The organism is Arthrobacter methylotrophus, from assembly GCF_039539965.1.
Lineage (GTDB): Bacteria > Actinomycetota > Actinomycetes > Actinomycetales > Micrococcaceae > Arthrobacter > Arthrobacter methylotrophus.
In genome coordinates this window covers 17972-41700 of sequence record NZ_BAABED010000001.1, presented here as the reverse complement: position 1 = coordinate 41700, position 23729 = coordinate 17972, and the positions used below count along the sequence as shown (strand labels likewise).

22 protein-coding genes and 3 pseudogenes are annotated in these 23729 nt (G+C 63.9%); 15 read left to right on the top strand and 10 right to left on the bottom strand.

The features are described 5' to 3' along the window. Positions 1–35 precede the first annotated feature (35 nt). Positions 36–677: a CG0192-related protein gene (locus tag ABD884_RS00220; RefSeq protein WP_345033283.1), complete on the top strand. Its 642-nt coding sequence runs from the start codon at positions 36–38 to the stop codon at positions 675–677. 4 nt (positions 678–681) lie between these two features. On the opposite strand, the gene ABD884_RS00215 is transcribed toward ABD884_RS00220, so the two are convergent. The 7 genes and pseudogenes from ABD884_RS00215 to ABD884_RS00185 form a co-directional block, all read right to left on the bottom strand. After that, positions 682–1104, bottom strand: a complete 423-nt coding sequence (locus tag ABD884_RS00215) for a heat shock protein transcriptional repressor HspR (protein ID WP_345033281.1) — start codon at positions 1102–1104, stop codon at positions 682–684. A 29-nt stretch (positions 1105–1133) separates the two neighbouring features. Then, positions 1134–2098, bottom strand: a pseudogene (locus ABD884_RS00210) (DnaJ C-terminal domain-containing protein). Between the two features lie 87 nt (positions 2099–2185). Further along, a complete protein-coding gene (locus tag ABD884_RS00205) occupies positions 2186–2869 on the bottom strand; it encodes a nucleotide exchange factor GrpE (RefSeq protein WP_345033279.1) in 684 nt (227 codons plus the stop codon). 2 nt (positions 2870–2871) lie between these two features. Next, positions 2872–4743 (bottom strand): molecular chaperone DnaK, encoded by a 1872-nt coding sequence (gene dnaK / locus ABD884_RS00200; protein WP_028267564.1) that lies wholly within the window; start codon positions 4741–4743, stop codon positions 2872–2874. A 160-nt stretch (positions 4744–4903) separates the two neighbouring features. Next, positions 4904–5425 (bottom strand): DUF817 family protein, encoded by a 522-nt coding sequence (locus ABD884_RS00195; protein ID WP_345033278.1) that lies wholly within the window; start codon positions 5423–5425, stop codon positions 4904–4906. Then, entirely contained in the window at positions 5418–6203 is a 786-nt protein-coding gene (locus tag ABD884_RS00190) for an oxygenase MpaB family protein (RefSeq protein ID WP_345033277.1), read from the bottom strand. Before ABD884_RS00190 ends, ABD884_RS00195 begins: the two co-directional genes overlap by 8 nt. A 51-nt stretch (positions 6204–6254) precedes the next feature. Further along, the gene (locus ABD884_RS00185; protein WP_345033276.1) at positions 6255–6983 is read right to left on the bottom strand and encodes a TetR/AcrR family transcriptional regulator; all 729 of its coding nucleotides are present in this window, start codon (positions 6981–6983) and stop codon (positions 6255–6257) included. Positions 6984–7117: 134 nt separating this feature from the next. Between ABD884_RS00185 and ABD884_RS00180 the strand changes: the two genes are divergently transcribed. Continuing rightward, positions 7118–8053 carry an NAD-dependent epimerase/dehydratase family protein gene (locus ABD884_RS00180; protein WP_345033275.1) on the top strand — a complete coding sequence of 312 codons (936 nt, stop codon included), beginning with the start codon at positions 7118–7120 and terminating at the stop codon, positions 8051–8053. On the opposite strand, the gene ABD884_RS00175 is transcribed toward ABD884_RS00180, so the two are convergent. Further along, positions 8029–10209 carry an MMPL family transporter gene (locus tag ABD884_RS00175; protein WP_376955197.1) on the bottom strand — a complete coding sequence of 727 codons (2181 nt, stop codon included), beginning with the start codon at positions 10207–10209 and terminating at the stop codon, positions 8029–8031. The two genes, ABD884_RS00180 and ABD884_RS00175, sit on opposite strands and share 25 nt — an antisense overlap. Before the next feature lie 102 nt (positions 10210–10311). On the opposite strand from ABD884_RS00175, the gene ABD884_RS00170 reads away from it, so the two are divergent. From ABD884_RS00170 to ABD884_RS00125, 10 genes and pseudogenes are all read left to right on the top strand, one after another. Continuing rightward, positions 10312–10848 carry a MarR family winged helix-turn-helix transcriptional regulator gene (locus tag ABD884_RS00170; RefSeq protein ID WP_345033273.1) on the top strand — a complete coding sequence of 179 codons (537 nt, stop codon included), beginning with the start codon at positions 10312–10314 and terminating at the stop codon, positions 10846–10848. 45 nt (positions 10849–10893) lie between these two features. Then, the gene (locus ABD884_RS00165) at positions 10894–11556 is read left to right on the top strand and encodes a hypothetical protein (protein ID WP_345033271.1); all 663 of its coding nucleotides are present in this window, start codon (positions 10894–10896) and stop codon (positions 11554–11556) included. 68 nt (positions 11557–11624) lie between these two features. Further along, complete coding sequence (locus ABD884_RS00160) at positions 11625–12857, top strand: pyridoxal phosphate-dependent aminotransferase (RefSeq protein WP_345033270.1); 1233 nt, start codon at positions 11625–11627, stop codon at positions 12855–12857. Positions 12858–12996: 139 nt separating this feature from the next. Continuing rightward, complete coding sequence (locus ABD884_RS00155) at positions 12997–13812, top strand: methyltransferase domain-containing protein (RefSeq protein ID WP_345033269.1); 816 nt, start codon at positions 12997–12999, stop codon at positions 13810–13812. Positions 13813–13877: 65 nt separating this feature from the next. Next, complete coding sequence (locus ABD884_RS00150) at positions 13878–14282, top strand: YciI family protein (RefSeq protein ID WP_345033268.1); 405 nt, start codon at positions 13878–13880, stop codon at positions 14280–14282. Next, a complete protein-coding gene (locus ABD884_RS00145; protein ID WP_425548306.1) occupies positions 14236–15525 on the top strand; it encodes an RNA polymerase sigma factor in 1290 nt (429 codons plus the stop codon). The genes ABD884_RS00150 and ABD884_RS00145 overlap by 47 nt, the downstream gene beginning before the upstream one ends. Positions 15526–15721: 196 nt before the next feature. Continuing rightward, entirely contained in the window at positions 15722–15862 is a 141-nt protein-coding gene (locus ABD884_RS00140) for a hypothetical protein (protein WP_345033267.1), read from the top strand. Continuing rightward, entirely contained in the window at positions 15855–16196 is a 342-nt protein-coding gene (locus ABD884_RS00135; RefSeq protein WP_345054314.1) for a type II toxin-antitoxin system Phd/YefM family antitoxin, read from the top strand. The genes ABD884_RS00140 and ABD884_RS00135 overlap by 8 nt, the downstream gene beginning before the upstream one ends. Next, positions 16157–16555 carry a type II toxin-antitoxin system VapC family toxin gene (locus ABD884_RS00130; protein WP_345033266.1) on the top strand — a complete coding sequence of 133 codons (399 nt, stop codon included), beginning with the start codon at positions 16157–16159 and terminating at the stop codon, positions 16553–16555. Before ABD884_RS00135 ends, ABD884_RS00130 begins: the two co-directional genes overlap by 40 nt. Before the next feature lie 52 nt (positions 16556–16607). Next, a pseudogene (locus ABD884_RS00125) lies at positions 16608–17233 on the top strand (LysE family transporter). A gap of 79 nt (positions 17234–17312) precedes the next feature. Here ABD884_RS00125 and ABD884_RS00120 read toward each other — a convergent pair. After that, entirely contained in the window at positions 17313–18956 is a 1644-nt protein-coding gene (locus ABD884_RS00120) for an HNH endonuclease (RefSeq protein WP_345033264.1), read from the bottom strand. A 54-nt stretch (positions 18957–19010) separates the two neighbouring features. Then, complete coding sequence (locus ABD884_RS00115) at positions 19011–20069, bottom strand: LacI family DNA-binding transcriptional regulator (RefSeq protein WP_425548235.1); 1059 nt, start codon at positions 20067–20069, stop codon at positions 19011–19013. Positions 20070–20231: 162 nt separating this feature from the next. Between ABD884_RS00115 and uriH the strand changes: the two genes are divergently transcribed. The 3 genes and pseudogenes from uriH to ABD884_RS00100 all read left to right on the top strand — a co-directional run bounded on the left by uriH (position 20232) and on the right by ABD884_RS00100 (position 23664). After that, on the top strand, positions 20232–21296 hold the full coding sequence (uriH, locus tag ABD884_RS00110; RefSeq protein WP_345033263.1) for a uridine-preferring nucleoside hydrolase UriH: 1065 nt from the start codon (positions 20232–20234) through the stop codon (positions 21294–21296). After that, positions 21297–22724, top strand: a complete 1428-nt coding sequence (gene uriT, locus ABD884_RS00105; protein ID WP_345033262.1) for a uridine transporter UriT — start codon at positions 21297–21299, stop codon at positions 22722–22724. It abuts the gene before it with no gap. Then, positions 22721–23664: pseudogene (locus ABD884_RS00100) on the top strand (ribokinase). Before uriT ends, ABD884_RS00100 begins: the two are co-directional and overlap by 4 nt. The last annotated feature ends 65 nt before the right edge of the window (positions 23665–23729 follow it).

Genomic DNA, 23729 nt, shown 5'->3' with positions numbered 1-23729 from the left:
AAGCAACTGCTTCGAGGTGGCTTAGGCTGGACCGCATGGCTATTATCCATCGAGCAACCCTGCGTCCGAGCAAACTGGAACTCATCGAGAAGTACCTGCCCCAGCAGCCGTGGTTCACCAAGGATGGTTCCGCGCAGCCCGAGCTCCTCGGCGCCTACAGGTTCGAGGATCCGGACGGCGAAGTCGGACTTGAAACCCATCTGCTCTCCCACGGCGGCAAGGTCTACCAGATTCCGCTGAGCTACCGCGGTTCGGAATTGGTCGGCGCGGGAGACTCGCTGCTGGGCACCATGGAACACTCCGTGCTGGGCAGGAGGTGGGTGTACGACGCTTGCGCCGATCCCGTTTACGTCGCTGCCTTGGCAACCGCCATCCTTACGGGCCAACGGGAAGCCAAACAGTTTGTGGAGGTGGACGGCGCTTTGGAGCCGCGCACCAGCTCCGTCAAGGTCCAGGGCAGTGGAGCATCCGGCACCGACGTCCCGGTCCTGAGTCCGGCAGTCCCGAGAACCGAAGACGGCATCACCAGCATCGACGCCGGCGAACTCACGTTGCTGGTGCACCGCATTCTGGATCCAGGGGCCCAGCGCGGGCCTCTCAACGGCAAGGAAACTTTGAGCGGTACCTGGGCGGATCAAGGCAGCCCCGTCCTTCTGGCGACCCTGTCACTGGCTTAGGGGACTACTCCCCCGGACGCGGCTGCCACACCACCACTGCTTGGGACCGCGCCCGGGGCCGCTGCCCACGGGCCAGGCTGACGACGTCGCCCGCTGCTCCGGCCGCAAAAATGCGGGCCTCCATGGGGCTCCGCCGGCGTTCTAGTTCCTCGTTCAGCTCCGCCACGCGGAATTGCAGCGCTGCCACTTGGTTTTCGAGCTCGAGGATGCGCTTGATGCCTTCGAGGGAAACGCCCTCTTGGGAGAGCCGTTGAACCTCGCGCAAGCGGTCGATATCGCGCTGGGAGTAGCGCCGGGACTTGCCCGGGGCACGGCTCGGCGACACGATGCCGAGGCGGTCGTATTGGCGCAGGGTCTGCGGGTGCATGTCCGCCAGTTCGGCCGCGACGGAGATGACGAAGATCGGCTCGTTGGTATCGATGCCCATGGCTAGGTCCCTCCCGCGTGCTGCTCCCGCTACAAGCGGGCCTTGGTGGCCAGGTCGTGACGGGGATCGGCGTCGGAAGTGGCAGCGGCAAATGCCTTGACAGCTTCCTCGGCCTCTTTGTTGAGGTTCTGCGGGACGGCGACGTCGATCGTCACCAGCAGATCGCCGGTGCCCTTCGACGTCTTGACGCCGCGGCCCTTGACTCGGAGCGTGCGGCCCGAGGGGGTGCCGGCCGGGACGCGGACGGTGACCGTGTCGCCGTCGAGCGTTGGCACATGGATGTTGGCACCCAAGGCGGCCTCCGCGAAGGTGACCGGCACGTGGATGCGGATATTGTCGCCGTCGCGGTGAAAGAAATCGTGGGACTTGACGTTCACCGTGATGATGAGGTCTCCGTTGCCCGCGGTGCCGGGATTGCCTTTGCCGCGCTGACGTACCTTCTGGCCGTCCCTGATGCCCGGGGAATCTTGACGTCGATGACGTTGCCGTTGCTTTCGCGCAAGCTCACCGTGGTGCCATGGATGGATCCCGCGAAGGATATCGAAGTGGATGCCGTGCGGTCGCTGCCTTTCTGTGGGGCGCGCTGGAAGCCGGTCTGTCCGCCGCCGAAGCCGCCACCGAACAGGTCAGCGAACTCGGGAGGGATGCCACCGGCTCCGGCCGGCTGACGTACACCGCCGCCGAAAAGCCCGCCAAAGAGGTCCTCGAACCCGCCATTGGCAGGTCCGCCGCGGCCGGCACCAGGGGCAAATCGTGCCCCGCCCATGGCACGAATGGCATCGTACTGCTGACGTTCCTCGGCATCCGAGAGCACCGAATAGGCCTCGGAGATGTCCTTGAATTTCTTCTCCGCGGTAACGTCACCGGAATTGGTATCCGGATGGTACTTTCGCGCAAGCTTGCGGTACGCCTTCTTGATGTCAGCGTCAGGGGCGTCCTTGGCGACACCAAGGATGGCGTAAAAATCCTTCTCAACCCAGTCCTGGCTGGCCAAGGGCGTTTCCTTTCGTTGTGTACCACAATGGCAGTTCGCGACAATGTCCTAGCGAATCACTGCCGCGAACTGCCATGTCGAAGAATGCTAAGCAGGCACAGCCACGATTACCTGTGCGGCACGCAGGACGCGGCCGCCGGAACGGTAACCGGAGCGCAGCACTTGGCTGACGGTGTCCACGTCGATGTCTTCGCCCGGTTGCTGGATGAGTGCTTCGTGGATCGTGGGGTCGAACTCGACTCCGGTTTCCGCGATGCGTTCCAGGCCGTACGTCTTGAGCGCGGTCTCCAGCTTGGCGGCGATCGCGGCGAACGGGCCGTCCACGAGGTCGCCGTGCTGGCGGGCGGCGTCGATGTCGTCGAGCACCGGCAGCAGAGAATTCAGGACGCCGATCACGGCCATTTCCCCTGCGACGGCGCGGTCGCGTTCGACCCGCTTGCGGTAGTTGACGTACTCAGCCTGCAGGCGCAAGAGGTCATTGCGGAGTTCCGCGGCCTCTGCTTCCGCAGCGGCACCGGGGGCTACCGACTCTTCAGCCGGAACCTGTACGCCGTTGAGGATTTCCTCAGCTTGGGACAGGGCGTCGCCCCCGGCGGCAGCGGCGTTGGAATCAGCTGCCGATCCTTGGGGGTGCCGCGCGGCCCCGGTCTCCGGGTCAACCTTGCGGTTGTCACGAATAATTGGCTTCTGCTGACCGGCTCCTTCACGCTCGTCGTGCTTGCCCTCGTTGTTGGAAGGTGAGTGCTCTGCGTCATTGCCGTGGTGAGGCATGGTTACTTCTTTTCGTCTTCGTCAATGATCTCGGCGTCGACGATATCTTCATCCGAAGAACCAGCCTTGGCGCCAGCGTGAGCTCCCTCAGCACCGGCAGCGCTGCTTGCGCCATCCGGGGAACCGGCCTGCGAGTAGATCGCTTCGCCGAGCTTCGACTGCGAGTGCTGCAGCTTCTCGAAAGCGGTCTTCACTGCTGCGTCGTCGGCGCCTTCGAGGGCCTTCTTGAGTGCGTCGACGTCGGCCTTGACCTCGGTCTTGACCTCTTCAGGCAGCTTGTCTTCGTTTTCGGCGATGAGCTTGTCCACGGAGTAGGCGAGCTGCTCGGCAGTGTTGCGGGTGTCGGTAGCCTCGCGGCGGGCCTTGTCCTCGGCTGCGTGCTCCTCGGCTTCACGGACCATGCGGTCGATGTCTTCTTTGGAGAGCGCGGTACCGCCGGTGATGGTCATCGACTGTTCCTTGCCGGTGCCCTTGTCCTTGGCAGAGACGTGGACGATGCCGTTGGCGTCGATGTCGAAGGTGACCTCGACCTGGGGGACGCCGCGCGGTGCCGGAGCGATGCCGGTCAGTTCGAACGTGCCCAGCGGCTTGTTGTCGCGGGTGAATTCACGCTCGCCCTGGAAGACCTGGATGGCCACGGACGGCTGGTTGTCGTCAGCGGTGGTGAAGGTCTCGGAACGCTTGGTGGGGATGGCCGTGTTGCGCTCGATCAGGTGCGTCATGACACCACCCTTGGTTTCGATGCCGAGGGACAGCGGGGTGACGTCGATCAGTAGGACGTCCTTGCGCTCACCCTTCAGCACACCAGCCTGGAGTGCGGCACCAACGGCAACAACTTCGTCCGGGTTGACGCCCTTGTTGGGCTCCTTGCCACCGGCGAGTTCCTTGACGAGGTCGTAGACAGCAGGCATACGGGTGGAACCGCCCACCAGTACGATGTGGTCGATTTCGGAGAGCTTGATGCCGGTCTCGGCGATGACGTCGTGGAACGGCTTCTTGGTGCGCTCCAGCAGGTCCTTGGTGAGGTCCTGGAACTTGGCGCGGGTCAGCTGCTCGTCCAGGTGGACCGGGCCGTCGGGGGTGACGGAGAGGTACTGGAGGGAAACGTTGGTGCTGGTGGAGGAGGAGAGTTCCTTCTTGGCCTGCTCCGAAGCTTCGCGCAGGCGCTGCAGGGCGATCTTGTCCTTGGAAAGATCGATGCCCTTGACCTTGAGCTGGTTCAGAAGGTAGTCAACGACGCGCTGGTCCCAGTCGTCGCCGCCGAGGCGGTTGTCACCGGCAGTGGCGCGGACCTGAATGGTGGAGAAGCCGTCTTCGTCCTTGCCGACTTCCAGCAGGGAGACGTCGAACGTTCCGCCGCCGAGGTCGAAGACCAGGATGAGTTCGTCTTCCTTGCCCTTGTCAAGGCCGTAGGCAAGTGCAGCGGCCGTGGGCTCGTTGACGATACGAAGAACGTTCATGCCGGCGATTTCACCGGCTTCCTTGGTGGCCTGGCGCTCGGCGTCGTTGAAGTAGGCCGGGACGGTGATGACAGCGTCGGTGACCTTTTCGCCCAAGTAGGACTCGGCGTCGTTCTTCAACTTCATGAGGATGCGCGCGGAGATTTCCTGCGGCGTGTACTTCTTGTCGTCAATGGCGACCGACCAGTCGGTGCCCATGTGGCGCTTCACGGAAGCGATGGTGCGGTCGATGTTGTTGACGGCCTGGCGCTTGGCGATTTCACCGACCAGAACTTCACCGGACTTGGAGAATGCAACCACCGACGGCGTGGTGCGGCCACCCTCGGCGTTGGCAATGACGGTGGGCTCGCCACCTTCGAGAACAGAGACGACGGAGTTAGTGGTTCCGAGGTCGATACCTACAGCGCGTGACATATGTTGCTTCCTTTCAATGGCCGACGATCGAGATTTCACCCGGCAACCCCCGTGGAGGGTGTGGAGCCGGGGAGCACTCAACCTTCGGTTAGTTGAGCGTTCTGCACTCAACTGTACTCAGACCCTCTCGAATGTCAATCTAAAGTTGAGTCGGTTACGCTCAACTTTGCCTATCTGGGGTCGAGAAACCGCGGAAACCCTGGGAATTTTGCTCGATTTCGCCGTGGGAGAACGCCGGCCGGCGTCGAACTCGTGGGAACGGTGCCGGCTCGCCGGAAGGCTCCGACGACCCCGCAGCGTTCCGGCGACCCCGCAGCGTTCCGACGACACCAAGCGCCAGCCATCCAGCTGGAACGACAGGAGCAGCGGCATCCGGAGCCGACGCCGAAACACCCGAAAGTACATAACGCACCGGCTTCGTGGCGACCATCACGATTTGGATGACGACGGCGGCGATCGTCATGAAATCGTTTCTGGCCAGGGCGGCGTCGGCGGGATACCAAAGGTGGGCAGCAAAGATGACGGCAAGGAGCGAAGCGCCGAAGACGCACGCCCACGCCTGCTTGAGGCCGAAGACGGTGAACTCAGTGAGCCTGGATCGAAGTCCTTGGGCAGGGGAATGGCCTACGAAACGGGCTGCGCTCCCGTCGATAAGTTCCTCTATCGCGGTGAGTTCACGCATCGGCCCGTCGCTCGCCGAGCTGGCCAAGATAGTAATTCTTCGGCCAGTGCCGGACCCCCTGCGGCAGCTTCGGATAGGCCGCGGCCAGAAGACGCATGGTGCCGTCAAAGCCGCGCCGATGCCGCGCGTTCCAGGGCAGTCCGAATCCCTCGCGGAGCTGCGAAGGCAGCAGACCCGCCGTGAGCAACCGGGCCAACGGCATGGTGAGGCGCAATAAAAACGGGCCGCCCGTGGGATACAAGAGCTCGCGGGCAACCCGCAAAGCGGCGGCATCCGGTTCCAGGTTCCGCAACGATTCGTCCCAGTAGCGCGCAAACGCGGAGCGGTCGGCGGGCCAAAGTTCCGGAGGGAGCTGCAGGGCTGTACCGATCCGCGCATACTCGCTATAGATGCGATCCGCAGTGTCGTCGTCGAGGGCTCCGTGGACCTTTTCGTAGACGGTGACGGCAGTGTCATACAGGGTTGCAACGACCCAGAGCTGGGATTGCGCGTCGAAGGCGTTGTACCCCTTGGACGCGTCGTCCGCCGCCCGGCGGACAGGGGCGTGGGCACGGTTCACGGACCGCCGTACCTGGGCCAATTGCTCCTCCGAGCCGTAGACCACCGCATAGACGTATGTCATCGTGGCCCGCAGTCGCTCCAGGGGCCGCTCGGCGAAGTTGCTGTGCTCCGCGACGCCGTGCCCCACCGCCGGATTCGCGATCTGCATCAGGATGGCGCGGCCTGCCCCGGCGAGCAAGACGCCCTCCGCTCCAATGTCAGCAAGTCCACGGGCCATGAGGTCACTGTACCTTTCGGGCACTGTCATTCACGCGTGTTGCGGGAGCGGCTACAGCCCCACGATCCCCAGCAAGACCTCAAGTTGATGCTCAAATAACTCGTCCCGCGCAACGAAGGTGTCGGCCCCGTATTGGCCGAACACTTCGAAGCTGACCGCGCCGAAAACCGACGTCCATACCAGCACCCCCCGCGCCAGCGTGGAGTCCGGAACGGCAACGCCCAGTTCGGCCCGGATGGCCGCAAAGTCTGCCGCAAGGGCAGGAGGTACGACGACGGCGGGCGCCACGTCGGCGGCCAGGGCGCCTGCGCGGTGGGCGGCGTCGAAGATCCCCACCATCCGGTAGATCACTCGAGTTCCAGGTTGGGCGGTGCGCTCTGCGGGCGCTTGGTATCCGGGCACCGGGCTGCCGAACAGGAGGGCATAGCTGGCTGGCTCGCGCAGGGCCCACTGACGAACGGCCAGCCCGAGCGCCAGGAACCTGCCGCGGTAATCGTCGGCCGGGAGGGCGTCGACGGCGGCATCCACTTCGTCGCCGAGCTCGCCATAGGCGTCGATCAGCAGGAGGGTCAGCAGTTCGTCACGGCTCTCCACGTAGCGGTAGACAGCCGAAGACACCACGCCAAGATCCCGCGCAACGGCGCGCAGCGACAGTGCCGCCGCTCCGTGCAGCGCAAGGTGCTCACGGCCCAAGCGGATGATGTCAGCCACGGTTTGGGCCCGGGCACGCTCCCGGGAGTCGATCGTTTGGCCTCTGCGGCGGGAGGGAGGTTCATGCACCCCAGAATGCCATAAGGGAGAGCATAGGCAACAAATGTGAGCAGCGCTCTTGACATGCAGTCCAGGAAGGTTCATCCTGAATTCAGAGAGCACTGCTCTCTGAATGGATTCCCCAGCAGAAAGCGAGCACCACCATGTACGTCGTCACCGGAGCAGGACCTGTCGGATGGACCATAGCCCAGCAACTTGCCCAACGCGGCGAGCGGGTGCGCATCCTGACGCGCTCCGGCAGTGGCCCGGAGCACGCGCTGATCGAGAAACGCCGTGTGGACGTCTCGGATCCGGCCAAAGTGGCTCAAGCCTTGGAGGGCGCCACAGGCGTTTTTCATTGCATCCACGGCTCGGCCTACCGCGCCAAAGCCTGGGCAGCCGAGCTTCCACAAGCAGAGCAAGTGGTGATGGACGCCGCTGTGGCGGCAGGCGCCGTCGTCGTCTTCCCCGAGAGCCTTTACTCCTATAGCGAGCCGGACAAGATCATGACCGAAGGCAGCCCGCGCGAAGCTGCCGGAGGCAAACGCGGGATCCGCTCCGCCCTGCTGAAGGCACGCGAAGGCCACGCGGCGAACACCGTCAGCGTGGTGGCCGGCGACTTCTTCGGACCCCTGGTCCGCATGGCGCACGCCGGCGAGCGCATGGTGCCGCTGGTCCTTGGGGGCAAAACCGTCCAAGTCCTCGCAAGCGCCGACCAGCCCCACTCCTTCACCTACGTCCCGGATCTCGCCGCGGCCATGATCGCTGCCGCGCACAAGCCGGAGCTCTGGAACTCGGTGCTGCACGCCCCCACGGGACCGGCCATGACGATGCGCGGCATCGCGCGAAACGTCGCCCGCTCGGCCGGCGCTCCAGAACCGAAGCTGAGCGTGGTTCCGAGCTGGCTGCTCCGGACCCTCGGCCTGTTCTCGATCGACATGCGCGAGCTGGCCGAAATGCTGTATCAATTCGAGCGGCCGTTCATCATGGACTCCACGGCGAGCCAGGCAATGCTGGAACTGGAGCCGACACCGTTTGCAGACGCGATGGCGGCAACGGTCGCTTGGTGGCGGGATCAGGAAGCCGCGGTTGCCCGCTGAATCTCTTTTACCGCGGGAACCGTGCCGAGACGCCCGGGCCACCAAATCCGCCGGCCGATGTCATAAGACAGGGCGGGCACCAGGAGCGAGCGAACGATGGTGGTGTCGAGCAGCACGCCGAACGCCACAATGAAGGAGATCTGCGCCAGGAAGAGGATCGGGATGACCCCGAGGGCGGCAAACGTTGCGGCAAGGACAATCCCCGCGGAAGTAATCACACCGCCGGTCGCACCGAGCCCCTTCAAGATACCGGGCCGGGTTCCGGCCCCCAGCGACTCTTCCCGGACACGGGTCATGAGGAAGATGTTGTAGTCAACTCCAAGGGCCACAAGGAACACAAAGCCAAAAAGGGGAACCGAGGCATCCGCGCCGGGGAATCCAAACACATGGTTGAAAACCCAAGCCGAGACCCCCAACGCTGCCGCATAGGAAAGCACAACGGTGCCGATCAGCAATAGTGGCGCCAGAACGGCCCGCAGCAACGCCATCAGCACCAACAGGATGACGGCCAGGACGATCGGAATAATCCGCCACAAGTCGGCCTGCGCACTGGCATTGGTATCCGCCGCGGTGGCCGTCGTTCCTCCCACCAACGTCCCGGGCGCCACGTCATGCAGTTTCTGCCGGAGCGTTGCGATGGTCTGTTCAGCCTTCGCCGAATCCGCCTCCGAGGACAGCGTGGCGTTGATCAGCACCCGGCCGTCCCGCACCAAGGGCGCATTGTTCGACTGGGGTTGGCCCGGCGGGCGCTGGCTCGCACCGGCCTGAGCGCCCACCATGGCGGCATCCGAGATGCCTTCCTGGCCTACGACAGCCGCAAGGACCGCATCCGCAGCCTTTTCGTCGGCGACAACCACCACCGGACTTCCTGCCCCGGCGGGATAATGCCGGCCGAGCGCCGCCTGACCGTCCACTGCTTCCGATTTGCTCAGGATGAGATCCGATTGCGGAACCCCGCTGGCTTGGAGTTGGAGGAGGCCCGAGGCGCACACCACCAGAATGGCAGCCGCGCCCACCCACACGGCCCTGGGCCGCTTGCTGATGGTGTTGGACAAAAGCCTCCAGACGCGCGGGATGTCGGAGTTGGCCGGATTCTTCCTCGGTGTACGCGGCCAAAAGGCGGACCTGCCAAGCAAGCCAAGGGCCGCAGGAAGCAGCGTCAGGCTGGCCAACATTGAAAAGCCGATTCCGATCGCGCCGATTGGCCCGAGCCCACGGTTCGAGTTCAATTCCGAGAAGAGCAAGCAGAGCAACGCCAAGGCGACGGTTGTTCCCGATGCCAGGATGGCCTCGAAGCTACCCTTGTACGCGCGTCCTACTGCCGACCATTTGTTGGGCAGGTAGGCCAAGGCCTCCCGGTATCGGGCCACAAATAGAAGGGCGTAGTCGGTAGCCGAACCTACCACCAAGATGGACAGGATCCCTTGGCTCTGGCCCGTCAACTGGACCACGCCTGCCTTCGCCAAGGCAAAGACCACCAGAATGGAGCCACACAGCGCGAAGACAGCGGTCAGCAGGACCACAAAGGGCAGCACTACGGATCGATAAACGGCCAGCAGGATCACCAGGACTGCACCCAAGGCCGCGAAGAGAAGTATCCCGTCGATGCCACCAAAGGCGTTGACCAAGTCCGCGAGGAAGCCTGCCGGTCCCGTCACGTAGGTGGCCGTCCCGGCGGGAAGACCGGCCTCCGCCACATAGCCTGCCACCTTTGCTCGAAGCGACTGGATACTCCCTTTGACTCCGTTTCCTTGCTCAACCGGGACGATGAATTGCGCAGCGTTCCCATCCGCGGACGGAATCGGCCCAGCAACCGACGCCGAAGGGCTGACTCCGTTGACAGCCGTCAGTTGGGCGCCAAGGGACGCCAGGCCAGCCAGTTGATGGGGTGAGAGCTTCTCCGGCGACTCGATCAACACCACCGCTGGAACGCTCCCGCCGGAAGTGAATTTGCTTTGCCATTCACGGGCTTCCGTGGATTCAGCGCTGGCTGGCAGGAACGAGGCTTGGTCGTTGCTGGATACCTCGCTGAGCTTTCCAAAAGTTGGTCCGCCCATTCCACCGACCGCCATCCATGCGATCAGCGAAAGCACAGCCACTCCTATCCACCACCGCGAGCGGCCTCGATTGCCGGCTCCTGGTTTTTTGTCCATCATCCCCACACCCTTTCCAATTACTTCCACGATGAAATATATCTATGATGGAGATAATTGGTCAATGGCACATCAGTGGGATAATTTGAGGCTGAAGGAGGCCTCATGGATGACAATCAGCACGTTCCGTCCGCTGCAGCGCTCCTCGGGCTACTCCAACAATTCACGGTCGAAACCGATCGCTACGTAGAGGCCGTCAGCAGCAGTCACGATCTCCATCGCACAGACCTGAATGCGTTGGCTGCCATGGTCGCCGCTGCCCGGGAAGGCAGGACCATGACCCCCGGCGCCCTCCGAACAGCGCTCAACCTGAGCTCGCCGGCAACAACTGCGCTCGTGGACCGGCTGGACCGGGCGGGCCATCTCGCGCGCCACCGCAGCGAAAAGGACCGGCGACAGGTTCATCTGGAAATGACGGAGTCGGCACGCGCCACAGGAAGTCAACTGTTCTCTCCCCTGGCAAGCGCCATCGGCCCGGTCATCGGCGCACTTTCACCGGAAGAACTTCACACCGTGATGACTTTCCTGCAGGGCGTCATCGAGGCCACCGTGGCGGCCCGCAAAGACGTCACGCCAAGCCATGAACCATCGACTGGAGTTACGCCCGATGTTCCGGTGACTCACAGGGCGGTGCAAGAGTAACCTTGACCACATCGGCTGTGCTGGACCACTTGGTGGGGTGACACCGTGGGTGTTGTGCGATCATCGTTGACCGAACTCCTCGGGATACTTTCCGACGCCGTTTCGCCAGAGCGTGTCCGCTTCGACGACGGCTCCGAACCCCTCGCCAGCCAACCCACCGATGCACCTGTCACCGTCCACACCGTCGCCATGAACAGGGTGGGCCGATCCCGGCGGGAAGGCCCCTTGCTGGACCTTGAATTGAAGGTAGCCGTGGAATGCCATGGCCCCACCCAATTGGACAACATGGAGAAGCTCCTTCTGGCCGTCGAGCATCACAACCAGTACTCCGTGGTCTCCAGCGGCGAGTTCCAGCCAGACGAATACGATGCAGGCATCCGCCAGGGCCTCGGTTTCCTGGTCCGCATTCCCGTCGGGATCCGCTTCGAGGAGCCTTCCGACCCTCCAGCCGCTAAACCACTCGTCGCGACCACCACGGTGTCCCGCCGGATCCACGGCCGGCTGGTCGATGTCCACAACAAAGGCATCCCAGATGCCTACATCCGAGCGCATTCGTCAGCCACCGCCGTCGTGAGCGATCCCACGGGCCATTTCGAGGTACTTGCCTCGGCGGACGACCTCCAGCACTTTGTCGTCGCGGTCCGCGGCACTGAGCGTGAAGTCCCAGCCAACACGAGCAGCCTGCCGGTCATCATCCGGTGGGAGTGAAAAGGAAGCAAAACTCCAGCAAAACGTCATCACCGGGCGGTCAGACGCCAGACATGAAATGATCAACCATGCGCCCGATGCAGCACTCCAGCAAACTACAGAACGTCCGTTACGAGCTCCGCGGTCCCATCCTGCAAGCCGCCAAGACAATGGAGGCCGAAGGGCACCGCATCCTCAAGATGAATCTCGGGGACACCGCACCGTTCGGACTGGAGGCGCCGGAGTCGGTTGTGGTGGACATGATCCACCACATCCGCGGTGCCCAGGGGTACAGCGACTCGAAAGGGATCTTCACGGCGCGGACCGCGATTTCGCAGTATTACCAGACCAAGAACCTGATGAATATCGGCGTCGAGGATATCTTCATCGGCAACGGCGTCAGCGAACTGATCTCCATGACGCTGCAGGCATTCTTGGAGAACGGCGACGAGGTCCTGATTCCCGCGCCGGACTATCCGCTGTGGACCGCAACAGTCACCCTCACGGGCGGCAAGCCCGTGCACTACCTCTGCGATGAGGGCCAGAACTGGTGGCCGGACATGTCCGACGTCGAAGCGAAGATCACCAAGCGCACCAAGGCCATCGTCATCATCAACCCGAACAACCCCACGGGCGCGGTCTACCCACGCCACATCCTGGAGCAGTTCGCGGCATTAGCCCGCAAGCATGATCTTGTCCTGTTTTCAGACGAGATCTACGAAAAGATCCGCTACGAGGACGCCCAGCACATCCACACCGCGTCCGTGGCGGACGACATTTGCGTCCTGACTTTCAGCGGCCTTTCCAAGGCCTACCGCATGCCGGGCTACCGTGCCGGGTGGGTAGCCTTGACCGGCCCGCATGCCGCCACCGCCGAATACCGTGAAGCACTGGAGCTCCTGGCCTCCCTCCGTTTGTGTTCCAATGTTCCTGCGCAGCACGCCATCCAGACCTGTTTGGGCGGCTACCAGAGCATCGAGGAACTCATCAAGCCAGGGGGCCGGCTCCGCGAACAACGGGATCTTGCCTTGAAGCTCCTCACTGCGATCCCCGGCGTGAGTTGTGTCCCCGCAGCCGGGGCCATGTACCTGTTCCCACGGCTGGATCCCGAGGTTTACCCGATCGAGAGCGACGAGAAGTTCGTCCTGGACCTCTTGCAGGACCAGAAGATCCTGGTCTCCCACGGCACGGCCTTCAACTGGCCCACCCCGGACCACTTCCGCTTCGTCATCCTGCCGTCGGTCCGGGAAATCGAGGAAGCCGTGCGTAGGGTTTCGACGTTCCTGGCCGCGTATCGAAGCCGGCCTGAGGACCCCAGCTAGTCCCCACGCCGAGGAACCCTGGCGGCGCGGGCACCAACTAGCTCGCATTTGTTGCCGTTATGACGCCTCATAGCGACAACAAATGCGAGCTAGTTGGGCAGTTCCGCCCGCTTTCGAGTCTGTGGGGTAGCGTTTCCCTATGAACGAGCAGAAGCCCGAAGACGTCTACACACACGGCCATCACGAATCCGTCGTACGCGCCCACGCCTCCCGGACGGCCGAGAATTCTGCCGCGTTCGTCATCCCGCATCTCACCGCCGGAACATCAGTGCTCGACGTCGGATGCGGACCTGGGAGCATCACGTGCGACTTCGCGGAGCTGGTGGCCCCCGCAAAGGCAGTCGGGCTGGACCGGTCCCCTGAGATCGTGGCCCAGGCTGCGTCGCTGGCGTCCGGGCGCGGCGTGGAAAACGTGGAATTCGTGACCGGCAACATCTACGATCTGGACTTCGAGGACGAGACCTTCGACCTCGTCCATGCGCACCAGGTCCTGCAGCACCTGACCGACCCCGTGGCCGCATTGCGCGAAATGCGGCGCGTAGCCAAGCCCGGTGCCATCGTTGCGGTGCGCGACGCCGATTTCCACGGCATGAGCTGGTACCCGGAGGTCCCCGAGCTCGACGACTGGATGGAGCTCTACCAAAAGATCGCCCGACGCAACGGAGCAGAACCCGACGCCGGGCGGCGACTCGTGTCCTGGGCGCAGCAGGCGGGCTTTACCGACGTCGCGCCCTCCAGCAGCAACTGGCTGTACGCGACCGCCCAGCAGCGCCGCTGGCAATCGCGGGTGTGGAGTGAACGCGTCCTGCACTCCGCCTTTGCCGAGCAGGCGCTGGAATACGGGCTCGCCAACGAGGCAGATCTGGCCCGGATTGCCGCCGGTTGGCACCGCTGGGGCTCCACGGATGATGGCTTTTTCCTGATTCCGAATGGAGAGGTCATCGCGCGGGCCTAGCGCCTGCCAAAAACCCGCGGGAAATTCCCTTAGCCATGTCGAAAAGCGTCATGCAGTTCCGACCCATGAACGAAAGCGTCCGCACGGGGCGCCCACATAAGGAGTTCGAGATGAAATACATGATCATGATGTTTGGTTCCGCGGAAGGCATGATGGAAACCGCCGATCCCGAATGGATCAGGGAAATGATCGGCTTCATGATCCAGATCGACAAGGATCTCAGCGATTCCGGCGAGATGGTCTTCAACGCGGGCCTGGCCGATCCTGGCACCGCCAAACTCGTCAAGCAGACGGACAACGGTGTCATCACCACCGACGGGCCCTTCGCCGAGGCCAAGGAATCCCTCATCGGCTACTGGGTGGTGGACGTGGCCAGCGAGGAACGGGCAGTGGAAATCTGCTCCAGCATCGTGAAATACGCGCCTGTCGTGGAGCTCCGCCGCGTCCAGGACGAGCCGCCGGAGGTCTAGCCTTTGGCCAAGCCTTCCCGGGAGTCCATGCTCGAGGGCCTGCTGCACCCTCGCGCCGCAGGTCCTCGGCGTGCTCGTGCGCAGGCACGGCCAATTCGCCGAATGCGAGGACGCCGTCCAGGAAGCGCTGCTTGAGGCCGCATTGCAATGGCCCGATTCCGGCGTTCCGGACAACCCCCGGGCGTGGCTGCTCACCGTCGCCACTCGCCGTTTGGTGGACCACTGGCGCAGCGAAAGTTCCCGGCAAGAGCGCGAAAAGCGGGCGGCAGCGTTGGAACCGCCGCCCAGCGAAGCGCCTTATTCGACGAGGGACACGGGCGGGTTTGCAGAAGATACCCTCGCCCTCCTTTTCCTGTGCTGCCACCCAGCTCTTTCAGCACCCTCGCAGCTCGCACTGACTTTAAGGGCGGTCGGAGGGCTCACGACGGCGGAAATCGCCAGTGCGTTCCTGGTCCCGGAAGCCACGATGGGGCAGAGGATCAGCAGGGCGAAGCAGAGCATCAGAAAGGCGGGAGCCCATTTCGAGCTCCCGGAAGCCGGGGAGCGAAAGGCGCGGCTCGGCGTCGTGCTCCATGTCCTGTACCTGATCTTCAACGAGGGCTACGCGGCGAGTTCCGGGCCATCCATGCAGCGCGAAGAGCTCACCCGGGAGGCGATCCGCCTTGCGCGGCTCCTCCGGAGACTGGTCCCGGCCGAACACGAGGTGGGCGGACTGCTTGCTCTGATGCTTCTCACTGATGCCCGACGCCGGGCCAGATCCCTGCCGGACGGGGTGCTCGTGCCGCTCGCGGAGCAGGATCGCAGGTTGTGGGACTCGGCGCAGATTGCCGAGGGCTTGGAACTTCTGTCATCAGTGCTCGGCGTGGGGCATCCCGGGCCTTATCAATTACAGGCCGCCATTGCCGCGGTCCATGCCGAGGCGACCACCGCGGACCAGACCGATTGGCCGCAGATCCTGGCGTTGTACACGGTTCTCGAGGCCATGGCCCCGAGCCCGGTCGTAACACTCAATCGCACCGTTGCCGTGGCAATGGTGGATGGGCCGCAGGCCGCCCTTGAGCTACTGGACGGCCTTGAGGCAGAGCTGAAAGACTGGCACAGGCTCGACGCCGTCCGCGGGCACTTGCTCGAAATGTCCGGGGATCGCATGCGGGCCCGGGAGTGCTTCCTTGGCGCAGCAAAGAAGACCAAGAGCCTCCAGGAGCGGCAGTACCTCTTGGTGAAAGCGGCGAGTCTGGGGTAGTTGTCCACATAGGCAAAGTGGCCTCTGTCTGCGGTTCATGGCCGCGAATAGCCTCAAAACATGATTTTTCAAGCAGGCTTTGACCTTGAGCTTCTCGCCCGTCCGCTTATCGTCCAAGAAGGAAAGCTCTGCCCGAGGCTCGTGGTGATCGGAAGCGAAGCTTCTGTCAGAGGTAGCCGCAGAGCGAGGACTCCACATGATCGGCCCTTTTGGCCTCGACGAAACCGGTTACATGTCCGCCGGGCCGCACTCCTACTTTGACCAATATGCATCGGGACATGATCTCCCGGACACCATGACTCACTGGGTACATTCGAAGTTTGGCAATTGTGAGTGAGCTTCCCCGGCTACGGGTTGCGGGCGTCCACCGCGCCACGGAGCCTTACCAGACTGAGGTTGACCAACTAGACTTGGTCAACCTGGCACAATACAACGTCCAGGAAGCAAAGACCCGCCTGTCTGAACTCCTCCACATGGTTGAACGGGGCGAAGAGGTGGTTATCGCCAAAGCCGGTACGCCCGTTGCCCGGCTGGTGATGATCGAGCGTCCCACCACACGCCGCCTCGGATTCGTCAAAGGACAACTTCCGGACAATTTTCTTGAGCCCCTGGATGAGGAGGAACGTGCGCTGTGGGAAGCACCCCTTACCTCCTCGACACGCACGCCCTGATCTGGGCCCTCACCGAACCTCGAAAGCTCTCGTCCAAGGCGAGGCGCGTTATTCAGTCATTCGACAACCGTCTCTTGGCGTCGTCAGCCAGCGCCTACGAGCTCGGCTATAAACACAAATTGGGCAAGCTTCAGGGCCTTGACGGACTTCTTCTGGGTTACGCCCGGCACGTCGCCGAACTGTGCAACGAGGAACTGCCCATCCGAAGCGTGCATGCGCTCGCGGCCGGATACCTCGATTGGGAACATCGGGACCCGTTCGACAGGCTGATCGCTGCGCAGGCAATCGTGGAATCCATGGTGGTCATAACGGCCGACCAGGAGTTTCATAAGTTTCCTCTGGTCGAAACGCTTTGGTAGCCGCACCAGCCGCGCATCCGGGCACCGCATCCTACGGGCATAAGCTGGATCGGTGGAGATTTCACTTTGGCTGGCCCTGGTAGGCGCCGGCACCCTGATCAGTTTCACTCCCGGCGCTGGCGCCATCTCCACCATGAGCAATTCGCTCACCTCGGGATTCCGCCGCTCCATCTGGGGAGTTCTGGGACAACAGGCGGCATTGATCGTCCACATCCTGATCGTGGCCCTCGGCGTGGGCGTTCTGGTCTCCAGCTCGCCGGTGGTCTTCAACAACGTAATCCGCTACACGGGAGCGGCCTATCTGGTCTACATGGGCATCCGGCAGTTCCTGCACCGGCCCGACCTGGACAAGGAAAAGGTCGAGGCGCGGCGGAATGAGCCGGCTTGGTCCATGTTCCAGCGTGGCGTTTGGGTGAACCTGCTCAACCCCAAGGCGATCGTTTTCTTCCTGGCCTTCATGCCGCAGTTCACCCGCCCCGAGCAGCCTTTGATTCCGCAATACCTGATCCTCAGCACCACGATCGTCTTCATCGACATCTGCGTCATGTGGTTCTTCTTCGCTTTGGCAGCCCGTTCCTTCCAACGATTCACGCACAACGAACATGGCCAGAAGGTCCTCAACCGCACTTTCGGGTGCTGTTCATGTCGGTGGGCGTCCTGCTGGCCGTCATCCACTAGGGCGCGTTTCTTAGGTTCTAGCAGCTGCGAGCAGCGGGACAGATAGCAGCGGCGATCCTAGGGTGTCCAGGCCTAAGACCTAAGCGGCATTCAGCCTAGTGCGGAGTTCGATGGCGCGGCCGTATTTAAGGGCTTTGGCTTGTGCTCGGAGCCAGCGTCGGTGGCCTCCGGATTGGGACGCCCCGGCCAGCTGGGCGCCGGGCAAGTCAATGCCGGGTTCGTCGGTGGCTTTCGGATGGGCACCCGGAAGTGGCGGGGCTGTTGATTGGTAGCGGTGGCCGGTGGGGGTGCGGATGTCGAAGACATGCCGTCTCCCCATGCCGGTTCGTGCTGCCCAGCCGTTGAGTTCTTTGGTGTGGTTGCAGGCTTCGCACAAGCCCGCCCCGTTGCTCAGGCTGGTGGGTCCTCCGCCGTGCCGGGGGACGATGTGGTCGAAATGCCGGATGGGCGCGTCGCAGTACGGGGTACGGCAGGTGTCGTCGCGGGCTTGGATGAAGCGCCGCAAACCCGCCGGGAAGAAGCGTGCCCGGGAATCCACGCCGACAAGCTCCCCGGATCCGGGGGCGGTGAAGAGACGCCGGAGCCAGACCTTCAGATCCCGGTGCTGCCCGGCTTGGTGGTTCCCGGCGAGCATTGTCCTTGCCCAACCGGCGGGGACGATGCCGTAGCCGGGCAGACGGGCGGGTTCGCTGTCGCCCTGGAACAGGGTGCGGTCGGTCATGACGAGCTGGACTTCGACGCCGCAAATCCCCGCGGGGGTGCCGGTGGTGCGTTCGACGAGGGCGTCGGCCATGATCTGGCCGCGGCTGCGAGTGTCCCCTGCCGGGCGGAGGGTGTCGGCGTGCCGGCTCAGGGCCGCGTGCACGGCCACGCCTTGGGCGACGGGAAGCAGGGCGGTCAGGTAGGTCATGGTGTCCGGGGCCGGGCGCAGGCTGACGTGCCGTTCGGTGGCGGCGTGGCTGGCGCGCTGCGTGACGGAGCGCGGGTCCCGCCGGTAGGCCGCGGTCAGGGCCGCGGCGATGATGGCCCGGTCTCCGGCGCCGTCAAAGATCCCCGTGTCGGCGGCGAGCTCTTCGTCCACGGCGCAGCGGTCTTCGGCGGCCAGGCACGCTGTTTCCTTCACGAGCAGGGTGGCGCGCCACTCGTTCAGCTGCCCGGTGTCCAGTGCGGCCAGGGTACGGGGCATTTCGGTCACCAGGGCTTTCGCGAGTCCCAGGAGCCGGGATCCGCGGGCCGGGGATTCCCGCCGGGCCAAGGCAATTTGTGCTCCGACGCCGCGCCCCTGTTCTGCGACCGGGACACCCAGATCTGACTCCGCGCTGCGCTGGGCGGCATCGAACGCGACGGTGATCCGGGCCTGCGCGCCCGCGACAGCGGACTTCAAATCCTCTAGGGCCCGCAGCTGGTCGATCAATTCGGCGCGGTCGGTCAATTCGGCGCGGTCGATCAATTCGGCGCGGTCGGTCAGTTCGGTACTGCCGGCCGATGCCGTGCCGTTCGCCAGGCCTGGCCGGAGTGAGTTCACGGCATGGATCAGATCCTGCAAACGGAGGCACGGGACTGCGTCATCCAAAACCGCGTCATCCAAAACCGCGTCATCCAAAACCGCGTCATCCAAAACCGCGTCATCCAAAACCGCGTCATCCGGAACCACGTCATCCGGAACCGCACGGCCGGATGCCACGGCCTTCCCCGCCCACTGGATTTCCCGATTTCCGGCCATAACTAAAGCATTTCAGGGACCCCTGACATTTTTAGCTCGGCAGTTCGATGGACCTCACCAAACCAGCCCGCTCCCTACCCCAGTGGAGCCCCGCACCACCAACGAGCTCTCCAGCGTCAATTGCGGCTGCTCCAACTCGCGGCCTTCCATGAGCCCGCGCAGTTGCTTGCCCGCTTTGAGTCCGAGTGGAGTGGCCGGCAAATGCACACACACTGTCAGGCTCGGGTTGCTCGTGGCCGAATATGGCAGGTCGTCGAAGCCGGCTACTGCCAGTTCCTCCGGAATCCGGACGCCGGCCACACGGGCTTCCTGCAGCACACCGTAGGCGTGGGTATCGGTCCCGCAGACGACGGCGGTGACCCCGGCGCGTTGCCAGTCCGGCCAGGCGGCAAAGGCGGCCGCGGCAGCGCCGACGTCGATGGTGGTACTGATGATGTGCGCGTCGGCCACGGAAATCCCGCGCGCGTGGGCCTCGTCCAAGAACGCCGCCCGGCGCACCTCGAACGTTGCCGTTCCGGTCACGCTGTCCATGTAGGCAACCCGCTTGTGCCCCGAGTCGGCAAGATGTGCTGCCAATTCACGGGCACCGTGCGCGACATCGAGATTGACGGACGGGGCGTAGGACTCGAGGCCCGGGGCATCGAGAAGGACCAGCGGCCCGGCAACGGAAAGCTCCTCCAGGAAGGCTGCGCTGGGTGCATCCACCAAGAGGCCGGCAGGGCGGAGGGCCAAGAGCCTCCGGACATCGTCAGCGCGGGGGAACTCACCGGCGTCGGTCACGGAGAGCAGCAGCTGGTAATCGGAGCCGAGCGATTCCCGGACCCCGGCGATGACCTTGGCGAAAAACGGGTTGGAGATATCCGGCGCCACGAGGATCACAATCGAGCTCACGCCTTTGGCCAGGGAACTGCCGATTCCATCTACCACGTAGCCAAGCTCGGCAATGGCCTTGCGGACGCGCGAAATGTTGTCTTCGGAGACCCTGCCTTGGGTTTTGCCGTTGGCGACCAGGGAAACCGTCGCCGTGGAAACCCCTGCCAGCGAGGCCACCATCGCCGCGGTGACGCGTTGAACCCGGTTTGGGGCTTGGTGAACTCGATTGGCGGATTCCATACATCGATCGTAGCGGTGAATCGGACCTTTCCCCGCGGCAAGGCATCAAGCGCTTGACACCACGAACGTTAAGCGCTTGACGTAACCCCTGCACCAGTGCCAGAATTTCTCTGAATGCTTTAGCGCCCTGCCTGCGCAGGCCCCAATGACGTGGAGATGAACATGGACCCCAACACCATGACCCGTGAACGCAAGAAGATCATCCTGGATTGCGATCCCGGCCATGACGATGCCGTAGCCCTGCTGTTGGCTCACGGCAACCCGGACATCGAGCTGCTGGCCGTCACTACGGTGGTTGGCAACCAGACCCTCGAAAAGGTCACCCGCAACGCCCTGTCGGTAGGCACCATCGCCGGCATCACAGGCGTTCCCTTTGCCGCCGGCTGCGACCGTCCCCTGGTCCGGTCCATCGAAACTGCGCCGGACATCCACGGCGAAACCGGCATGGACGGCCCCGAACAGCCCCAGTCCACGATCGAGCTCGACCCGCGCCACGCCGTCGACCTCATCATTGAGACGATCATGGCGCACGAACCGGGCACCGTGACCCTGGTCCCCACCGCGGGACTCACGAACATCGCCATGGCGGCCCGCAAGGAACCGCGCATCGTTGAACGCGTCAAGGAAGTGGTCCTCATGGGCGGCGGCTACCATGTAGGAAATTGGAGCGCGGTGGCCGAATTCAACATCATCATCGACCCCGAAGCCGCCCACATCGTGTTCAACGAAAAATGGCCCGTGGTCATGGTCGGCCTGGACCTCACGCACCAGGCGCTGGCCACTCCGGAGGTTGTCGAGAAGATCGCTGCCGTGGGCACCAAGCCTGCCAAATTCGTGATGGAACTGATGGAGTTCTTCACCAAGACCTACAAGGACGCCCAAGGTTTCGACTATCCACCGGTCCACGATCCCTGCGCCGTGGCCTACGTGATCGATCCGAGCGTCGTGAGCACCCGCAAGGTACCCGTCGACATCGAACTGCAGGGCAAGCTCACCCTCGGCATGACCGTGGCCGATTTCCGCGCCCCCGCACCCGCTGACTGCAACACTTCCGTCGCGGTCGACCTCGACCACGAGAAGTTCTGGAACCTCGTCACGGACGCGCTGGTCCGCATCGGCGAACCCGGCAATGCGGCCGCCGCCGTCGAACCGCACGCTCCCGCCGCCGTCGAACCGCACGAGCCCGCCATCGCCGGAGCCGGCAGCATCGCAGGAGAGGCCAAGTAAATGACCACCCTTATCAACGAAACCAAGACCAGCCGCGGCAACGTCACGGCCCTCATGGTCGCCTTGCTGGCCGCCTGCGTGGCCTTCCAGCTCAACGCTTCAATGCTCAGCCCCGCCCTGGTCACCATGGGCAACGAGCTCCACACGGACCAGGCCGTCATCGGCCTCTCCCAAACCTGGTTCTTCACCGCCGCGGCGTTGTTTTCGCTCTTCCTGCCGCGGCTCAGCGACATCGTGGGACGCAAGAAGATCCTGCTCGGGATGATGCTCCTGATGGCCGTTGGCTCGGTCATCGCGGCCATGGCCCCGGATGTCACGTGGCTCTTCGTGGGCCGCATCATCCAGGGCGTCAGCGGACCCACCGTCCCGTTGTGCCTCATCATGCTGCGCTCCGCGGTCAACAACCCGCGCAAATACGGGGCCTTGATGGGACTCATCACCGCAGTCAATGGCGGAGTGGCCGGCGTCGACTCCTTCGTGGGCGGCTACTTCGCCGAGCACTTCGGCTTCCGCAGCATCTTCTGGCTCATGGTTGGCCTGGCAGTCGTGGCCACGGCACTGATCGCCCTCTTGGCCGGCGAAAGCAAGCCTGCGGCCGGCACCACCATGGACTGGCTCGGCGTGTTCTTCATCGTGATCGCGGTGGGCGCGCTCCTGACGGCCCTCAATGAGGGCTCCAAGCTGGTTGGCGCATTCTCGTCCGGCACCCTGATGCTGGCCATCGGGCTGATTGTGGTCGCCGTCGTCGCGTTCGCGGCTTTCTGGACGGTGGAAAAGCGCTCCAAGGCGCCGATGGTGGAAACCATCCACCTTCGCCAGCGCTCCACCTGGGCACCGCTCCTGACCACCACCCTCGCCATGACCGGTATCTTCGCCGTCATCAACGGCATCGTTCCCGCCTACGTCCAGGCCGCCGCACCGGGATTCGGAGTTGGCCCCACCGAGATGTCCCTCATGATCCTCACCCCGTATGCCCTCCTCGGCTGGGTATTCGGTCCCATCACGGGCCGGCTCGCCCCCGTCCTCGGCTACACCAAGGTCCTGCGCATCGGCATGGTAGGCAGCATCGCGGCCCTGGCCATCATCGCCTTCTTCGGCCTCAGCAGCCTGCCGCTCATGATCGCCGGAACGGCCTTGCTCGGCATTATGTACGCCGGTACGGTCAACATCATGCTCAACGGACTCGGCGTTGTCCTCTCCCCCGCAGGAAACCCCGGATTCCTGCCCGGCATGAACGCCGGCGCATTCAACCTCGGCGCCGGCCTGAGCTTCCTGGTGCTTCCAGCCGTCCTTGTGGCGACCTCCGCCCTCGGCGACGCCAAATCCTCCTACTTGACGGTCGTCGTCGTCGGTCTGGCCATCACGGTTGCCGCCTTCGCGGCGTCGCTGCTCATTCCCAAGCCCCTCGAAGCCGAGGTTGAAAAGTGACCCGCCGGATCGTCGTCGTCGGGTCCTTGAATGCGGACCTGACCATCTATTGCGAGCGGCTCCCGCTTCCGGGCGAGACCGTCCACGGCAACGGCTTTGCGGTCAATCCCGGTGGCAAGAGCGCCAACCAGGCCGTCGCAGCGAGCAGATTGGGCGGTACGGTGAGCCTGATCGGCGCGGTCGGAAATGACCCGAACGGCACCATGCTCCTCGATTCGACGGAAGGAGCGGGCGTGGATGTTTCCCGGGTCCGCCGTTCCTCGGACGTGGCTACGGGCGTCGCGGTCATTGCGGTGGACGCTCACGGCGAGAACAACATCATCATTTCGGCCGGGGCCAATGGGACGCTCGCCCCCGCAGACATTTCCGCGGACGTCTTCGACGACGCCGCGGTGCTCTGCCTTTGCCTGGAGGTCGGCCTGGAGACCGTAGAGGCGGCTGCCAAAACAGCGCACGACGCCGGTGCGACGGTTTTGTTGAACCTCTCGCCTTACGCCGAAATCCCGCAGAGCTTGGCCGCCTTGAGCGACGTCCTGCTGGTCAACGCCCACGAGGCTTCGATGTTCCTTGGCGAGGCCGAGATGCCCCACCCCGGCGCGCATGCAAGCGCTTGGGAACCGGTCCGGAGCCAGTTCGCCGAGCGCGGTTTGGAGCGGGTCCTGGTTACCCTCGGCTCACATGGCTCGGTGGTGTTGGATTCGCTCGCCGTTCCGGGGAACAAATCTCCCGGATCGCACCCACCAAGGTCAACGCCGTCGATACCACCGGCGCGGGGGACGCTTTCACCGGCGCCGTTGCCGCCCGCCTTGCCGCAGGCGAAACCCTGGCCGAGGCTGCGGCGTTCGCTTCGGTTGCCGCGGCGCTCGCCACCACCAAGAAGGGCACTCAAGCCGCCTACCCTGGCGCCGGGGAAGTCCTGGAGCACTTGCGGATTTCCTGACTCAGCTTGCCTCAACTTCCTACCTGTTTTCGGGATCCGGACCGCGGAATCCCGGCAGCCACGGC

Excerpts from the sequence above, each read along its gene's own strand:
- ABD884_RS00220 (WP_345033283.1), top strand. The coding sequence starts at position 36 with ATGGCTATTATCCATCGAGCAACCCTGCGTCCGAGCAAACTGGAACTC.
- ABD884_RS00215 (WP_345033281.1), bottom strand. The coding sequence starts at position 1,104 with ATGGGCATCGATACCAACGAGCCGATCTTCGTCATCTCCGTCGCGGCC.
- ABD884_RS00205 (WP_345033279.1), bottom strand. The coding sequence starts at position 2,869 with ATGCCTCACCACGGCAATGACGCAGAGCACTCACCTTCCAACAACGAG.
- dnaK (WP_028267564.1), bottom strand. The coding sequence starts at position 4,743 with ATGTCACGCGCTGTAGGTATCGACCTCGGAACCACTAACTCCGTCGTC.
- ABD884_RS00195 (WP_345033278.1), bottom strand. The coding sequence starts at position 5,425 with ATGCGTGAACTCACCGCGATAGAGGAACTTATCGACGGGAGCGCAGCC.
- ABD884_RS00190 (WP_345033277.1), bottom strand. The coding sequence starts at position 6,203 with ATGGCCCGTGGACTTGCTGACATTGGAGCGGAGGGCGTCTTGCTCGCC.
- ABD884_RS00180 (WP_345033275.1), top strand. The coding sequence starts at position 7,118 with ATGTACGTCGTCACCGGAGCAGGACCTGTCGGATGGACCATAGCCCAG.
- ABD884_RS00175 (WP_376955197.1), bottom strand. The coding sequence starts at position 10,209 with ATGATGGACAAAAAACCAGGAGCCGGCAATCGAGGCCGCTCGCGGTGG.
- ABD884_RS00170 (WP_345033273.1), top strand. The coding sequence starts at position 10,312 with ATGGATGACAATCAGCACGTTCCGTCCGCTGCAGCGCTCCTCGGGCTA.
- ABD884_RS00160 (WP_345033270.1), top strand. The coding sequence starts at position 11,625 with ATGCGCCCGATGCAGCACTCCAGCAAACTACAGAACGTCCGTTACGAG.
- ABD884_RS00155 (WP_345033269.1), top strand. The coding sequence starts at position 12,997 with ATGAACGAGCAGAAGCCCGAAGACGTCTACACACACGGCCATCACGAA.
- ABD884_RS00150 (WP_345033268.1), top strand. The coding sequence starts at position 13,878 with ATGAACGAAAGCGTCCGCACGGGGCGCCCACATAAGGAGTTCGAGATG.
- ABD884_RS00140 (WP_345033267.1), top strand. The coding sequence starts at position 15,722 with ATGATCGGCCCTTTTGGCCTCGACGAAACCGGTTACATGTCCGCCGGG.
- ABD884_RS00120 (WP_345033264.1), bottom strand. The coding sequence starts at position 18,956 with ATGGCCGGAAATCGGGAAATCCAGTGGGCGGGGAAGGCCGTGGCATCC.
- ABD884_RS00115 (WP_425548235.1), bottom strand. The coding sequence starts at position 20,069 with ATGGAATCCGCCAATCGAGTTCACCAAGCCCCAAACCGGGTTCAACGC.
- uriH (WP_345033263.1), top strand. The coding sequence starts at position 20,232 with ATGGACCCCAACACCATGACCCGTGAACGCAAGAAGATCATCCTGGAT.
- uriT (WP_345033262.1), top strand. The coding sequence starts at position 21,297 with ATGACCACCCTTATCAACGAAACCAAGACCAGCCGCGGCAACGTCACG.